Genomic DNA, 13,806 nt, shown 5'->3' with positions numbered 1-13,806 from the left:
CACGTGGCCACTCGACGGTTGGGTGGGGTGCTGGGACTGGGCGGTGACGCTGGGCCCCGGCGACGCGGCATACGGTGTCGGGATGAGCAAGGTAGCCCTCGTCACCGGCGCATCGTCCGGCATCGGTGAGTCCATCGCCATCCATCTCGTCGAGGCCGGCTGGACGGTGTATGCCGTGGCCCGCCGGGTCGAGCGCATGGCCGCGCTCGAGTCCCGCGGCATCATCCCGTTCGCGATGGACGTCACTGATGACGCGTCGATGGTCGCGGGGGTCGACCGGATCCTCACCGAGCAGGGGCAGATCGACGCCCTCGTCAACAACGCCGGCTACGGCTCCTACGGGCCGGTCGAGCACGTGCCGGTCGACGAGGCGCGGCGACAGTTCGACGTCAACGTCTTCGGGCTGGCGCGGCTGACCCAGCTCGTCACCCCGCACATGCGCACGCGCCGTCGCGGGCGGATCGTCAACGTCTCCAGCATCGGCGGCAAGATCTACGAGCCGCTCGGCGCGTGGTACCACGCCACGAAGTTCGCGGTCGAGGGCTTCAGCGACAGCCTGCGCATCGAGCTCGCGCCGTTCGGGATCGACGTCGTCATCGTCGAGCCGGGACCGGTCATCTCGGAGTGGAACGGCATCGCCCGCGAGAGCCTGGTCGAGCGGTCCGTCGGGACCGTGTACGAGGACCTCGCCCGGCGGATGGCCGTCATGTTCGAGCGCGTGGACACCCCGCGGCTGAGCTCGGGGCCGGAGGCCGTGGCCGAGAAGGTGCTCAAGGCCGTCGAGGCGACCAACCCGGCAGCCCGCTACCCCGCCGGCAAGGGTGCCCGGGCCATCGTCACGGCGCGCAAGATCCTGCCCGACAGAGCCATGGACCTGCTCATCCGTCAGGCCTTCAAGGGCTGACCGAGCCGTCGCGCCGTCGCGACGAGCTCGCCGGCGGGGCCGGTGAGGCGGCGGGGTTCACGCCACACCGCGCGCAGCCGTCGGGTCAGGGCCAGCCCCTCCACCTCGACGACCTGCAGGAGGCCGGCCTCGACCTGCTCGCGCACCGCGAGGATGCTGACGACGGCGGGGCCGACACCCGCGAGCACGCTGGCGCGCACGGCTGCGCCGCTGGCCAGCTCGAGCAGCGGCTCGGCGCGGGTGAGGTCGCGAAGGGCGTCGTCGAGGGTCGTGCGCGTGCCCGAGCCCGGCTCACGGGCCACGAGTGGTGTGCTTGCCAGCTCCTCGGGAGGCAGGGCCCGGCGTCGCCGGGCCCACGGATGGGCCGGTGTGACCACGACGACGAGGCGGTCCTGGCCCACGGTGCAGCTGTGCAGACCGCGCGGCACCGAGGGCGACTCGACGAAGCCGACGTCGCAGGCGCCGGCCTCGACCTGCTCGAAGACCTGGGTCGAGTTGTGCACCTGCAGGTGGATCCGCAGGTCCTCGTGGTGCCGACGCAGCTCACCGAGCCACGCCGGGACCAGGTGCTCGGCCACGGTCATGCTCGCGCTGACCGCCAGCTCGTCCCGGCGCGCTCCGCGGAGCGCCTCAGCCGCGTCGAGCAGCCGCCCCGCGTCGGCGAGGACCTCGCGGGCCCAGTGCACGACCACGGTGCCCTGCGGGGTGAGTGCCGATCCGCGCGCCCCGCGCCGCAGCAACTGCACACCGAGCTCACCCTCGAGCCGGCGCACCGCTCGGCTCGCATTGGGCTGGGCCATGCCCTCCCGTCGGGCGGCCGCACCGAGGCTGCCGAGGTCGTCGACGCCCACGAGGACGGCCAGCACCGAGAGGTCGGGCCACGTGCGAGACATGCTCTGAGCATATGGGCGCTCCCTTGCCCATATCACTGCGATATGGATCCATGCAGGATCTCCGGCTACCGGTGGACCACCTGCGAGGGAAGGCTGGTCATCATGTCGACCTCCGTCAGCCCGCACCACGCCGACACCTCGGCTCCCCGCTCGACCGGGGCGACGCGAGCCCTGCCGGGTCTCGCGGTCGGTGCGGGAGTGTCGGCAGCCGTCCTGGGCCTCAACCAGTGGGTGCCCGCGCTCAGCCCGCTCCTCGTCGCCATCGTCGTCGGGGCCGCGCTCGCCAACACCGGCCGGCTCAGCCCACGCCTCGAGCCGGGCCTCGCAGTGGCATCGAGACGGCTGCTCCGTCTCGGCGTCGCGCTGCTGGGGCTCCAGCTGGCGCTCGGTGACGTGCTGCGCCTCGGGTGGGGAGTCATCGGTGTGGTGGTCGCGGTCGTGGTGCTGGGCATCGCGGGCGGAGTGGTCGTGGGGCGACTGCTGGGCCTCAGCCGCTCGCAGTCCTTGCTCATCGCCGGCGGTTTCTCGATCTGTGGAGCCGCGGCGGCTGCGGCCGTCGACGGTGTCATCGAGTCGGACGACGAAGAGCTCGTGACCTCCGTGGCCCTCGTCGTGCTCTTCGGGACAGCCATGATCCCGCTGCTCCCCCTGCTCGCGGGCCGGATCGGGCTGGCGCCCACGCAGGCCGGGATGTGGGCGGGCGCCTCGATCCACGAGGTGGCCCAGGTGGTGGCCGCGTCGGGTGTCATCGGCAGCGGCGCGCTGGCGGTGGGCGTCGTCGTCAAGCTCGGCCGCGTCCTCCTGCTGGCGCCGGTGCTGGCGGTGATCAGCCTCCGCGAGCGGCGGCTGCGCTCCCCCGCGCGAGCCGAGTCAGGCAGCGCGGCCGACAGCCCGGCCGACAGCGCGACCGACAACGCGACCGACGGTGCGGCCGGCCGCTCAGCAGCCCCGGGCCGCGGAGCCCGCCCTCCGCTCGTGCCGCTCTTCGTCGTGGGCTTCGTCGCGCTCATGGCGCTGCGCACCACCGGGCTCGTGCCGACCGGCGTGCTCTCGCTGGCCAAGTGGGGCGAGACCGCCCTGCTCACCCTCGCGATGTTCGCCCTCGGCACGGGCGTGCGGGCGGCCTCCCTGCGGCGGGTGGGGCCTCGCCCCTTCGTGCTCGCAGCCGTGACGACCGCGTGGGTGGCGACGGTCTCGCTCGGCGGCATCCTCCTCGCCACCTGACCCCACCTGTCGAGAGGCCGAGGTATGCCGTTCCCTGCCCGTCGAGAGGCCAGTTCTCGTGACGGGAACTGGCCTCTCGACTGCAGTCAGGCGGCCAAACGTGGCCTTTGGACGGTCGGCAGGCGGCCATCCGTGGCCTCTCGACGGTCGGCAGGCGGCCGAACGTGGCCTTTCGACGGGTGGGGTTGGGGTGGTGGTTCAGCCCCAGACGAGGGCCTGGGCCGGGTCGGCCATGATCGCGGCGAGGTCGCTGAGGAAGCGGCTGCCGAGCTCGCCGTCGATGAGCCGGTGGTCGAAGCTGACGGCGAGCTGCGTGACGTGGCGGATCGCGATCTCGTCGTTGCCGTCGGCGTCGGTGACGACCCACGGCTGCTTGCGGATCGCGCCGAAGCAGACGATCGCCGACTCCCCCGGGTTGATGATCGGAGTGCCGCTGTCGACGCCGAAGACACCGACGTTGGTGATCGTCATCGTGCCGCCCGACATCTCGGCCGGCTGGGTGCGACCCTCCCGGGCCGTCGCCGTCAGCTGCCCGATGGCCTGGGCCAGCTCGAGCATCGTCATGGCGTGGGCGTCCTTGATGTTCGGGACGATCAGACCACGCGGCGTCGCCGCGGCGATGCCGAGGTTGACGTAGTTCTTCTGGACGATCTCCTGGTTGGCCTCGTCCCACGTCGCGTTCATGCCCGGGTTGCGCTTGACGGCGAGGACGAGCGCCCGGGCCAGCACGAGCAGTGGCGTGACCTTGACGTCCTTGAACTCGCGGCTGCCCTTGAGGCGGTCGACGAGCTCCATCGTCTTCGTGACGTCGATGGTGATCCACTCGGTGACGTGCGGGGCCGTGAAGGCCGAGCCGACCATCGCCTGCGCGGTCATCTTGCGGACGCCCTTGATCGGCGTGCGCTCCTCGCGCTCACCCGCGCCGAACGGCATACGGTATGCCGTGGGCGTGGCTGCTGCGAACGAGTCCGCTTGAGCGGCAACGCCGTCCACGGCGGAGCCGCTCGCGTGGTTGGTCACATCGTCACGGGTGATGACACCGTCCGCGCCCGTCGGGGTGACCGCGGCGAGGTCGATGCCGAGGTCCTTGGCGAGCTTGCGCACGGGCGGCTTCGCCTTGGGGCGGCCACCCGCGGCGCCCGCGGTGTGGACCCCCGGAGCCGGGGACTCCACCCGAGCGGCAGGAGCAGCGGGCTCGGCGATCGGCGCTGCGGCCGCGATCTGCTCGGTCTCGGTCGGCGCCGGAGCGGCCGCAGCCATGCCCTTGCGCGCGCGGCGGGCGGTGGCACCCGCCTTGGCGCCGTAGCCGACGAGGATCGCCTCCGACGCACCTTCGACCGGAGCGGCCTTCTCGCCCGGGATCGACGGCGCGGCCGCGGGTGCCTCGTCGCCGCCCAGGCCGTCGTCGATCGAGATGATCGGCGTGCCGACGTCGATGGTCTGGCCGACCTCGACGAGCAGCGCCTTGACGGTGCCGGCCCACGGGATGGGCAGCTCGACGAGCGACTTGGCGGTCTCGATCTCGAGGACCATGTCGTTGACCTTGACGGTGTCGCCGGGCGACACCTTCCACTCGACGATCTCGGCCTCGACGAGGCCCTCGCCGGGGTCGGGCAGGTTGAACGTCTTGATTGCCATGTGTCGCAGCCCTTCTCAGTACGCGAGCGCGCGGTCGACGCCGTCGAGGATCCGGTCGAGGTCGGGGAGGAACTCCTCCTCCATCCGGCTCGGCGGATACGGGATGTTGGCGCCGTTGACCCGGATGACCGGAGCCTCGAGCTCGTAGAAGCACTGCTCGGTGACCTGAGCCGAGATCTCGGACGCCATGCCGAGGAAGCTGCTCGCCTCATGGACGACGACGAGCCGGCCCGTCTTGCGCACGGACGCGACGATGGTCTCGATCGGCAGCGGCGAGAGCGAGCGCAGGTCGATGACCTCGATGCTCGTGCCCTCGGCCTCCGCAGCGGCAGCAGACTCGAGCATCGTCTTGACGACGGGGCCGTAGCCGACCATCGTCACGTCGGTGCCCTGACGGATCACGTTGGCCTCGAAGAGCCCCCGCGGCGCGGACGTCGCGGACGTGTCGTACTCCGCACGGTCGTGGTAGCGCCGCTTCGGCTCGAAGAAGATCACCGGGTCGTCGCAGGCGACGGCCTGCTGGATCATCCAGTGGGCGTCCTCGGGGTTGCTGCACGCGACGACCCGCAGGCCGGCGGTGTGGGCGAAGTAGGCCTCGGGGCTCTCGGAGTGGTGCTCCGGGCTGCCGATGCCGCCACCGAAGGGGATGCGGATGACCATCGGGATCTTCACTGCGCCGAGGGCACGGGCGTGCATCTTGGCGACCTGGCTGACGATCTGGTCGAAGGCCGGGTAGACGAAGCCGTCGAACTGGATCTCGCAGACGGGGCGGTAGCCGCGCAGCGCCATGCCCACAGCGGTGCCGACGATGCCGGACTCGGCGAGCGGGCTGTCGATGACGCGGTCCTCGCCGAAGTCCTTCTGGAGGCCCTCGGTGATGCGGAACACGCCGCCGAGCTTGCCGATGTCCTCGCCGATGAGCACGACCTTCGGGTCGGCCTCCATGGCCTTGCGCAGGCCGTTGGTGATGCTCTTGCCCAGGGTGACCTTCTCGAGCGCCATCAGTTCGCCTCCTCGAAGCTCGCCTTGTAGGCGAGGTAGGCGGCACGCTCCGCCTCCATGACGGGGTGGTCCTCGGCATAGACGTGGTCCCACATCGTCTCGCCGGGCATCGTCTCCATCGTGACGCAGCCCTCGCGCAGCTCGGCGGCGAACCGGTCGGCCTCCTCGTCGATGCGGGCGAAGAAGGCCTCGTCTGCCATGCCCTCGTGGGCGAGGAGGGTCTTGAGCCGCAGGATCGGGTCTCGGAACTTCCACTCCTCGACCTCGGCCGAGACGCGGTACTTCGTCGGGTCGTCGGCAGTCGTGTGCGCACCCATGCGGTAGGTGTAGGCCTCGATGAGCAGCGGACCGTTGCCGTTGCGGGCCTCGTCGAGGCAGTGCTGCGTCACGGCATACGTGGCGAGGATGTCGTTGCCGTCGACGCGGACGCCGGGGAAGCCGAAGCCGCGGGCGCGCTGGAAGAGCGGGATGCGGGTCTGCTTCTCGACGGGCTCGGAGATGGCCCACTGGTTGTTCTGGCAGAAGAAGACGACCGGCGCATCGAAGCTCGCCGCGTAGACGAAGGCCTCGTTGACGTCGCCCTGCGAGGAGGCGCCATCGCCGAAGTAGCAGATGACGGCGGTGTCGCGGTCGGGGTCGCCGGTGCCGACGTTGCCGTCCATCCGCACGCCCATCGCGTAGCCCGTGGCGTGCAGCGCCTGCGCCCCGATGACGATCGTGTAGAGGTGGAAGTTGTTCTCCTGCGGGTCCCAGCCGCCCTGGCTCACACCGCGGAAGAGCTGCAGCGAGCTCTGCGGGTCCATGCCGCGCACGAAGCCGACGCCGTGCTCGCGGTAGGTCGGGAAGACGAAGTCGTGCGGCTTGAGCGCGCGACCGGAGCCGACCTGGGCCGCCTCCTGGCCGAGCAGGCTGGGCCACAGGCCGAGCTCGCCCTGACGCTGCAGGGCGTAGCCCTCGGCGKCGAGCCGCCGGATGAGGACGAGGTCGCGGTAGAAGCTGCGCAGGTCCTCCGGCGTCAGGTCCGCGACGTACTTGTCGTAGTCGGGGTGGGACACACGCTGACCCTCGGGGGTCAGCAGCTGGATCATGTCCGGGCCACCGTCGCCGACCGCGGGGGTCGGCTCCTGCAGCTCGGCGACAACCTTGTCGCTCACTGGGGCTCCTTCGCCGGTGAGACCGGCCTACTCGTTCGGCCCGCAAGCGGGGGTCACCCGCTCRTCGGCTTCTGGGGGCGCAAGGCCGCCGTTCGTGACGACGGACACGTGCTTGGTCCTCGGACCGGAACTTACCGGAGAGGCCTGCGAATCTCACAATGCGGGATGCTTCTGCGCCCCTCGAGCAGCGTCCCGGCCCCCTGACCTGCACAGACACCGGCAGGCTTCCAGTTCACCGCGGACGGGGCGGCGTCCCCGAGGGCGTATGCCGTCCGCTGGCCCTCCCACTGCTCGGCCCGGTCAGCGGCGGGTGCCCCACGTCCAGGCCGGCGTGGTGAGCAGGCCCTGGCCCTGCACGCGCGTCTCGCCGAGGTCCTTGACGAGGGTGACGCCCCGGGCGGGTGAGCCGAGCCCCACCGGGACGTCCGCGTCGTCGGCTTCGACGACGCCGAGCTCACCGATCAAGGCGTCGGAGTGGGAGACGACCATGACCTGGCTGCGCTCAGCCGCCGCTCGGACGAGCCGGGCGAGCGGCGCCAGCAGTTCCGGGTGCAGCGACGTCTCGGGCTCGTTGAGGACCATGAGCGGCGGCGGGTCGGGGGTCAGCAGGGCCGCGACGAGGAGCAGGTAGCGCAGCGTCCCGTCGGACAGCTCGGCACCGGTGAGCGGGCGCAGCATGCCCGGCTGGTGGAGTGCCACGTCGAACCATCCGTTGTCGACGGTCACCTCGAGGATCGCCCCGTCGAACGCGTCGGCGATGGCGCGTTCGAGCTCGGACCGGCCGTTCTCGCGGATCGTCTGCAGAGCCGCCGCGAGGTCGCGGCCGTCGTCGGCGAGCACCGGCGTGCGGGTGCCGACCTGGGGCGTCCGGGCCGGCGACTCGGCGTCGGCACGGAAGCCGTCGTAGAAACGCCATCCCCGGATCATCCGACGCACCCGGAGCAGCTCTGGCGCACGCTCGGGGTCGGCGAGCTCGGTGAGCATGCTCTCCCACGGGCGGATCGACCGCGTCAGCTCGGTCCACCCCGGACGGGCCGTGCGCCGGGGGGCTCGCGCTCCGGACCCCTCGGAAGCCTGGTAGGCGGCGGGCCGCGAACCCGCCCGGGAGCCGGGCTCCTCGACGGGGTCGGACTCCCACTCGGCCGCCTCGTCGTCCCCACCGCCTCCCCACTCGGAGGCCCAGTCGTCGTCGCCACCGACCTCGGCGCGGGTCTCGACGACGCCCCACCGCCGCCTGACGAGGACGGAGCCGGGACGCATCACCGGGCCGGACCACACGACCTCGCGCTTGATCTCGGGGTCACGCAGGAACGCCGACGGCGAGCCGGTGCCGTCGCTGCCCGACGCCTGCTGCGGCAGGCCGAGATCGACGAGGTAGCCGAAGTCGTCCGAGGCGAAGCCGAGCTGCAGGCTGATCGGTCCCTTGCGGCGGGTGCCCTGGACGCCGTGGCCGCGATCGCGGGCGCCGCCGAGCGTTGCCGGACCGGCCCACAGCGCCGACTGCAGGCCGCCCTCGCGGGCCAGCGCGCCGATGACGTCACCCCGACCGCAGCCGGCCAGCAGCCGCAGCGACCGGTAGAGGCTGGACTTGCCGCTGCCGTTGGCACCGGTGACGACGTCGAGCCCGTGCAGCGGCACGACGACGTCGCGCAGGGAGCGGTAGCCGGACACGGCGACGGCGGTGAGCATGTCCCGACCGTAGGCCGCAGGTCCGACAGCGAGCGGCCGCCGTCAGGCGGACGCCGTCTCGCCCGAGGCGTCGTCCGCGCTGCCGGTGCCCCCGGCCCCCCTCGACCAGGCCGGCAGCTCCTGCAACGCCCAGCGGTTGCCGTCAGGGTCGCCGAAGTGGACGAAGCGGCCCCACGGCTGCTCCTCGACCTCCGATGCCTCGACGCCCCGGCCGACGAGCTCGGCGCGCGCCGCGTCGGCATCCGCGATGACCAGCTGCAGGTTGTCGAGGCCGCCGGGCGGGATCTTCGTCAGCCCCCTGCCGATGGCGATCGAGCAGGCCGACCCCGGCGGGGTCAGCTGCACGAACCGGATCTCGTCGTTCACCGTGCGGTCGTGGTCGGCGTTGAAGCCGACCTTCTCGACGTAGAACTCCTTGGCCCGGTCGACATCGGTCACGGGCACCGCCACCAGCTCGAGCTTCATGTCCATGCTTCGACGGTAGCCCCGGGCGCCCACACCCGGGCACGATGAGCACCCTCCCTCCCGGGTCAGTCGGGGTCGTCGCTGAACCCCACCGAGGGCGTATGCGTGCTGCTGGGTGACGCGTCGTCGCGCAGTACCGCGACGTGCCGCACCAGGAGGGAGGCACGACGCTCCAGTGCTGCGCTCGGACCCGGGAGCACGACCGGGACGACCACGAGAGCGAGCGTCACCGCGAGCACCCCGACTGACGCGACCTCGAGCCAGGCCGCCGTCGTGGTGACCTCGGTGAGGCCCGGCTGCGGACCCATCGACCGGGCATCGAACGACACCCGCTCGATGACGGACGACGTGACGGTCGCGAGTGCCATGCCGAGCCCGACCGCGGCGAGCAGCTCGCCGCGCCGGCCCTGCACCACGACCCACGCCACGAGCCCGGCTGCCGCGAGGACGAGCACGACGACGAGCAGCACGAGCCGAGGCACCGGGTTCGGTCCGGCGAAGGCGTCGAGCAGGAGGCCGTCGGAGGAGTAGACGACCTGCCGCCCCCACGACCAGATGCGTTGCTCGTAACCCTTGGTGAAGTCGCCGACCTCGGGCACCCGGACGGCGAACACGCGTGTCGGCCACACGGTCGTGGACGCTGCCAGCAGCACACCGACGCCGCCGAGCGCGGCGCCGACCAGACGCATACTCCGTCCGTCCCCGCGAGATCCGTCCGCGCGGGCAGGCGGCTCGACCTGCGCTGCCCCGTCCGTCGTCACGGCCGTCGGAACCCGTCGGGCTTCGCCGTGTCGTCGAACGACACCGGAGACGAGGCCAGGTGCTCACCGGCCGGGCGCAGACCGGCCGGTTCGCCTGCGCCCACTGCGGACCGAGCGCCGGGAGCGCGCGGCTCACCGGGCTCCACGACCCGCCCTCCGACGCTGACCGTGGCGACCACGAGCAAGAGGGCGACGAGCAGCACGACCGTCGCCACCGTCTCGAGCGTCCCGGCAGCCGTCATCTGCGACCGGACCGTGAGGCCGGATGCGCCCTGGTCGACCTCGCCGAGCGAGCGGCCGAGACGGTCRGCCACCGTCGTCAGCACGCGCCCCGTGAGCAGGGCGATCGTGACGAGGGCGGCGCTGCGACCCCACGCGAGCCGTCGCGACGCGAAGGCGACGACGCCGACGAGAGCCGCGACGAGCAGCACCACGAGGACGCCGAGGGCGACCGGGTTCCAGTCGTCGTGCAGCTCGACCCCCTCCAGACCGGTGACCCGCACGCGACCCCAGCTCCACTCCCACTGGCGGGACAGGAGGGAGCCGTGCTCGCGGTCCGACACCGACATCTCCCACGTCGGCGAGAGCAGCGAGGGCAGGACGAGCAGGATGCCCAGGACCGCGACGCCGACACCGAGCCATCGGCCGGCCAGCCAGTCACGCACCGTGCCCATGCCGACCTCCGACCACGCGAAGCCTCCGCGCCCCGGTGCGCGGCTCACCTCATTGTCGCCCCGTCAGCGGGCGCCGAACGCTGCGGCGACCTCGACGAGCCGCGAGTTGGCCTCGACCTCGCCGATCGTGACGCGCACGCCGTCGTCGCCGTACTGGCGCACCGTCAGTCCGGCCTCGGCGCAGGCCTGCGAGAAGGCGGTCGAGTCGGCTCCCAGGGGGAACCAGACGAAGTTCGCGTCGGACTGGGGCAGCTTCCAGCCCTGGTCCGCGAGCTCCTGGACGACCCGGTCGCGCTCCGCGACCAGTGACTCGACGCGCTCGTTGAGCTCGTCGAACGCGTCGAGCGAGGCGATGGCGGCGACCTGCGCCACCGAGTTGACGCCGAACGGGGTGGCCGTCTTGCGGAGGGCGGCGGCGACGGGAGGGTGCGCCACGGCATACCCCACCCGGAGGCCGGCGAGGCCGTACGCCTTGGAGAAGGTGCGCAGGACGACGACGTTGGGGCGGTGGCGCCACACGTCGAGCCCGCGCACGGCCTCGGGGTCGCGGACGAACTCGACGTACGCCTCGTCGACGACGACGATGACGTCGCTCGGCACCTTGTCGAGGAAGGCCTCGAGCTCGGCCTGGTGGACGCACGGTCCCGTCGGGTTGTTGGGCGTGCAGACGAGGATGACGCGGGTGCGGTCGGTGATGGCCGCGAACATCGCGTCGAGGCGGTGCCGGGCCTGCTCGTCGAGGCCGACCATGATCGGCTTGGCGCCGGCCAGCTGCGTGACGATCGGGTAGGCCTCGAAGGAGCGCCAGGCGAAGACGACCTCGTCGCCGGCGTCGCACGCGGCGTTGACGATCTGGGCCAGGACCGCGACCGAGCCCGTCCCCGTCGCGATGCAGTCGGCCGGCACGTCGAGCGCCTTGGCCAGCCGGGCGGTGAGTGCCGTGACCGCCATGTCGGGATAGCGGTTCACCGTCGCCGCCGCGTCGTCGATCGCCGCGAGCACCGACGGCAGCGGACCGTAGGGGTTCTCGTTGGACGAGAGCTTGTATGCCGTGACCCCGCCGGGCGCCGCCGCGGGCTTGCCGGGCTTGTAGTCGGGCATCTGCGCGAGCACCTCGCGCAGACGGACGGTGTTCTCGGCCGTGTCGCTCATACTCGAACTGTAGAGGCAGTGTCCACGGGAGCGACCGGCCCATGGACGCTCCCCTGACGACGGACCGGGTGTGTGGCTAGGCTCACACCGTCGCGTCACCGCCGCCACGACTCCTTCTTCATGCCCAGCCTCACGAAAGTCAGATCATGCGCATCGGCATCCTCACCGGGGGCGGGGACTGTCCCGGCCTCAACGCCGTCATCCGGGGCGCCACCCGCGCCGCCGAGGTCACGTACGACAGCACCGTCATCGGCTTCCGCAACGCGTGGCGCGGGGTCATGGACAACGACTACGAGATCCTCGACGTCGACCGGTGCCGCGGCATCCTGCCCCTCGGCGGCACGATCCTCGGCACGAGCCGCGACCAGCCCTTCGCCCACGAGGACGGTCTCAAGCGCGTCCGCAAGGCCTACGACCGGCACGGCCTCGACGCCATCATCGGCGTCGGCGGCGAGGGCTCGATGGGGGTCGTCAACCGATTGCACGAGAACGGATTTCCCGTCATCGGGGTGCCCAAGACGATCGACAACGACATCTCCCTGACCGAGATGACCTTCGGCTTCCAGACGGCCGTCCAGATCTGCACGGACGCGATCGACCGGCTCCACACGACGGCCGAGTCGCACCACCGCGTCCTTGTCGTCGAGGTCATGGGCCGGCACGTCGGGCACATCGCGATCTGGTCGGGACTCGCCGGCGGCGCCGCCATCACGCTCGTGCCGGAGGAGCCCTTCGACATCGACGAGGTCTGCGAGCGGATCGTCCACCGCCACAAGAAGGGTCGCTTCGCCACCATCGTCGTCGTCGCCGAGGGGGCGGTGCCCAAGGCGGGCACCATGGAGATCCCGGCGCCCGAGATCGACAAGTACGGCCACCAGATCCTCGGCGGCATCGGCTCGATCCTCGCCCGGGAGATCCAGGGCCGCACCGGCATCGAGAGCCGGATGACCGCGCTCGGCCACATCCAGCGCGGCGGCTCGCCCGTGGCCTTCGACCGCGTGCTCGGCACCCGTTTCGGGGTCGCCGCGGTCGAGGCCGCCCTCGACGGGGGCTGGGGCCAGATGGTCGCCCTCCAGAAGGGCCGCATCGAGCGCGTGCCGGTCGCGGACGCCGTCGGCGCCCTCAAGACCGTCGAGCCCGACCTGCTCCGCCTCAACGCGATGTTCCAGCCGCGCATCCCCGGCGACGAGCACCCCGGACTTCCCGACGAGGCGTCCACCCCCATGGAACACTGAGCGCATGCTCATCAACTTCGCGCTGCAGACGGTCATCAACGCCGTTGCCCTGTGGGTCGCTGCGTGGGCCATCCCCGGCATCACGTTCGGCGGCGGCTCGACCGGTCAGGTCGTCAAGACCGTGATCATCGTGGCGCTGATCTTCGGGATCGTGAACGTCTTCATCAAGCCGATCCTCAAGCTCATCTCGCTGCCGTTCATCATCCTGACGCTGGGGCTCTTCGTCTTCATCGTCAACGCGTTCATGCTGGCGCTCACCTCGTGGCTGGCCGGCAAGTTCAACCTCGCCTTCCACGTCGAGCACTTCTTCTGGGACGCCGTCTTCGGCGCTTTGATCATCACCTTCGTCTCGATGATCCTCAGCTTCATCAGGACCGACTGAGTCCACTCGACCCAGCACGTAAGCCGTGAGCCCGCCCTCCGTCCAGAGGGCGGGCTCACGACATTCGGGCTCTCGGGGTGTCGATTGGGAGGCTGTCGGCGCGGGGTCCTACCGTCGTGGCATGCGGTTGCTCCACACCTCCGACTGGCACCTCGGGCGCACGCTCCACGGCGTGAACCTCCACGAGGCGCAGTCGGCCGTGCTCGAGCGCATCTGCGAGCTCGTCGAGGACCCGCCCGACGGCATCCCCGTCGACGCGGTCCTCGTGGCCGGCGACGTCTACGACCGCGGGGTGCCGCCCGTCGAGTCGGTCCAGCTCTTCGAGTGGACGCTCTCACGGCTGTCGGCGGTCACGACCGTCGTCATCACCTCGGGCAACCACGATTCGGCCATCCGGCTCGGCTACGGCGCCGGCCTGTTCCGCGACAGCATCCGGATGGTCACCGACCTCGGTCAGCTCGACCTCCCGGTGCTGCTCGAGGGCAGCGACGGCGTGCGGGCCGCCGTCTACGGCATCCCCTACCTCGACCCCGACCATGCGCGAGTTGCGCTGGCCGGCGGCGGGGAGCCGCTGCCGCGCTCGCACCAGGCCGTCGTCGGGGCGGCGTGCGACCGCATCCGCGCCGACCTCGC

Annotated in this window: 14 protein-coding genes; 5 read left to right on the top strand and 9 right to left on the bottom strand. The window is 71.5% G+C overall.

All coding sequences use genetic code 11. The features are described 5' to 3' along the window. Nucleotides 1-82 precede the first annotated feature (82 nt). On the top strand, nt 83-904 hold the full coding sequence (locus tag AC1DP0_RS07715; RefSeq protein ID WP_478083387.1) for an oxidoreductase: 822 nt from the start codon (nt 83-85) through the stop codon (nt 902-904). Here AC1DP0_RS07715 and AC1DP0_RS07710 read toward each other — a convergent pair. Continuing rightward, the gene (locus AC1DP0_RS07710; protein ID WP_478083385.1) at nt 886-1,797 is read right to left on the bottom strand and encodes a LysR family transcriptional regulator; all 912 of its coding nucleotides are present in this window, start codon (nt 1,795-1,797) and stop codon (nt 886-888) included. The two genes, AC1DP0_RS07715 and AC1DP0_RS07710, sit on opposite strands and share 19 nt — an antisense overlap. A 102-nt stretch (nt 1,798-1,899) precedes the next feature. Between AC1DP0_RS07710 and AC1DP0_RS07705 the strand changes: the two genes are divergently transcribed. Continuing rightward, nucleotides 1,900-3,021: a YeiH family protein gene (locus AC1DP0_RS07705; RefSeq protein WP_478083382.1), complete on the top strand. Its 1,122-nt coding sequence runs from the start codon at nt 1,900-1,902 to the stop codon at nt 3,019-3,021. 198 nt (nt 3,022-3,219) lie between these two features. Here AC1DP0_RS07705 and AC1DP0_RS07700 read toward each other — a convergent pair whose 3' ends face one another. From AC1DP0_RS07700 to hisC, 8 genes are all read right to left on the bottom strand, one after another. Continuing rightward, the gene (locus AC1DP0_RS07700; protein WP_478083380.1) at nt 3,220-4,659 is read right to left on the bottom strand and encodes a dihydrolipoamide acetyltransferase family protein; all 1,440 of its coding nucleotides are present in this window, start codon (nt 4,657-4,659) and stop codon (nt 3,220-3,222) included. A gap of 15 nt (nt 4,660-4,674) precedes the next feature. Further along, a complete protein-coding gene (locus tag AC1DP0_RS07695; RefSeq protein WP_478083378.1) occupies nt 4,675-5,661 on the bottom strand; it encodes an alpha-ketoacid dehydrogenase subunit beta in 987 nt (328 codons plus the stop codon). Beyond that, the gene (gene pdhA, locus AC1DP0_RS07690) at nt 5,661-6,815 is read right to left on the bottom strand and encodes a pyruvate dehydrogenase (acetyl-transferring) E1 component subunit alpha (RefSeq protein WP_478083376.1); all 1,155 of its coding nucleotides are present in this window, start codon (nt 6,813-6,815) and stop codon (nt 5,661-5,663) included. Before pdhA ends, AC1DP0_RS07695 begins: the two co-directional genes overlap by 1 nt. Before the next feature lie 300 nt (nt 6,816-7,115). Next, on the bottom strand, nt 7,116-8,504 hold the full coding sequence (locus tag AC1DP0_RS07685; protein WP_478083374.1) for an AAA family ATPase: 1,389 nt from the start codon (nt 8,502-8,504) through the stop codon (nt 7,116-7,118). A 42-nt stretch (nt 8,505-8,546) separates the two neighbouring features. Continuing rightward, the gene (locus AC1DP0_RS07680; protein ID WP_478083372.1) at nt 8,547-8,975 is read right to left on the bottom strand and encodes a glyoxalase superfamily protein; all 429 of its coding nucleotides are present in this window, start codon (nt 8,973-8,975) and stop codon (nt 8,547-8,549) included. A 59-nt stretch (nt 8,976-9,034) separates the two neighbouring features. Beyond that, complete coding sequence (locus tag AC1DP0_RS07675) at nt 9,035-9,658, bottom strand: hypothetical protein (protein WP_478083371.1); 624 nt, start codon at nt 9,656-9,658, stop codon at nt 9,035-9,037. Nucleotides 9,659-9,726: 68 nt separating this feature from the next. Next, the gene (locus AC1DP0_RS07670; protein ID WP_478083369.1) at nt 9,727-10,404 is read right to left on the bottom strand and encodes a hypothetical protein; all 678 of its coding nucleotides are present in this window, start codon (nt 10,402-10,404) and stop codon (nt 9,727-9,729) included. Nucleotides 10,405-10,467: 63 nt separating this feature from the next. Further along, nucleotides 10,468-11,556 (bottom strand): histidinol-phosphate transaminase, encoded by a 1,089-nt coding sequence (gene hisC / locus AC1DP0_RS07665; protein WP_478083366.1) that lies wholly within the window; start codon nt 11,554-11,556, stop codon nt 10,468-10,470. Between the two features lie 146 nt (nt 11,557-11,702). Between hisC and AC1DP0_RS07660 the strand changes: the two genes are divergently transcribed. The 3 genes from AC1DP0_RS07660 to AC1DP0_RS07650 all read left to right on the top strand — a co-directional run. Then, nucleotides 11,703-12,791, top strand: a complete 1,089-nt coding sequence (locus tag AC1DP0_RS07660; RefSeq protein ID WP_478083364.1) for a 6-phosphofructokinase — start codon at nt 11,703-11,705, stop codon at nt 12,789-12,791. 4 nt (nt 12,792-12,795) lie between these two features. Continuing rightward, on the top strand, nt 12,796-13,173 hold the full coding sequence (locus tag AC1DP0_RS07655) for a phage holin family protein (protein WP_478083362.1): 378 nt from the start codon (nt 12,796-12,798) through the stop codon (nt 13,171-13,173). A 121-nt stretch (nt 13,174-13,294) separates the two neighbouring features. Continuing rightward, nucleotides 13,295-13,806 (top strand): metallophosphoesterase family protein (locus tag AC1DP0_RS07650; RefSeq protein WP_478083359.1); only part of this gene is annotated, 512 nt, incomplete at its 3' end.

The organism is Terrabacter sp. P5_B1 (assembly GCF_056400505.1).
The sequence above is the reverse complement of the archived record's forward strand: the minus strand, read 5'-3'. Positions and strand labels throughout refer to the sequence as shown.

What these genes read in the sequence shown, in the direction of transcription:
- AC1DP0_RS07715 (WP_478083387.1), top strand. Translation starts at nt 83, where the DNA reads ATGAGCAAGGTAGCCCTCGTCACCGGCGCATCGTCCGGCATCGGTGAG.
- AC1DP0_RS07710 (WP_478083385.1), bottom strand. Translation starts at nt 1,797, where the DNA reads ATGTCTCGCACGTGGCCCGACCTCTCGGTGCTGGCCGTCCTCGTGGGC.
- AC1DP0_RS07705 (WP_478083382.1), top strand. Translation starts at nt 1,900, where the DNA reads ATGTCGACCTCCGTCAGCCCGCACCACGCCGACACCTCGGCTCCCCGC.
- AC1DP0_RS07700 (WP_478083380.1), bottom strand. Translation starts at nt 4,659, where the DNA reads ATGGCAATCAAGACGTTCAACCTGCCCGACCCCGGCGAGGGCCTCGTC.
- AC1DP0_RS07695 (WP_478083378.1), bottom strand. Translation starts at nt 5,661, where the DNA reads ATGGCGCTCGAGAAGGTCACCCTGGGCAAGAGCATCACCAACGGCCTG.
- AC1DP0_RS07685 (WP_478083374.1), bottom strand. Translation starts at nt 8,504, where the DNA reads ATGCTCACCGCCGTCGCCGTGTCCGGCTACCGCTCCCTGCGCGACGTC.
- AC1DP0_RS07680 (WP_478083372.1), bottom strand. Translation starts at nt 8,975, where the DNA reads ATGGACATGAAGCTCGAGCTGGTGGCGGTGCCCGTGACCGATGTCGAC.
- AC1DP0_RS07675 (WP_478083371.1), bottom strand. Translation starts at nt 9,658, where the DNA reads ATGCGTCTGGTCGGCGCCGCGCTCGGCGGCGTCGGTGTGCTGCTGGCA.
- hisC (WP_478083366.1), bottom strand. Translation starts at nt 11,556, where the DNA reads ATGAGCGACACGGCCGAGAACACCGTCCGTCTGCGCGAGGTGCTCGCG.
- AC1DP0_RS07660 (WP_478083364.1), top strand. Translation starts at nt 11,703, where the DNA reads ATGCGCATCGGCATCCTCACCGGGGGCGGGGACTGTCCCGGCCTCAAC.
- AC1DP0_RS07655 (WP_478083362.1), top strand. Translation starts at nt 12,796, where the DNA reads ATGCTCATCAACTTCGCGCTGCAGACGGTCATCAACGCCGTTGCCCTG.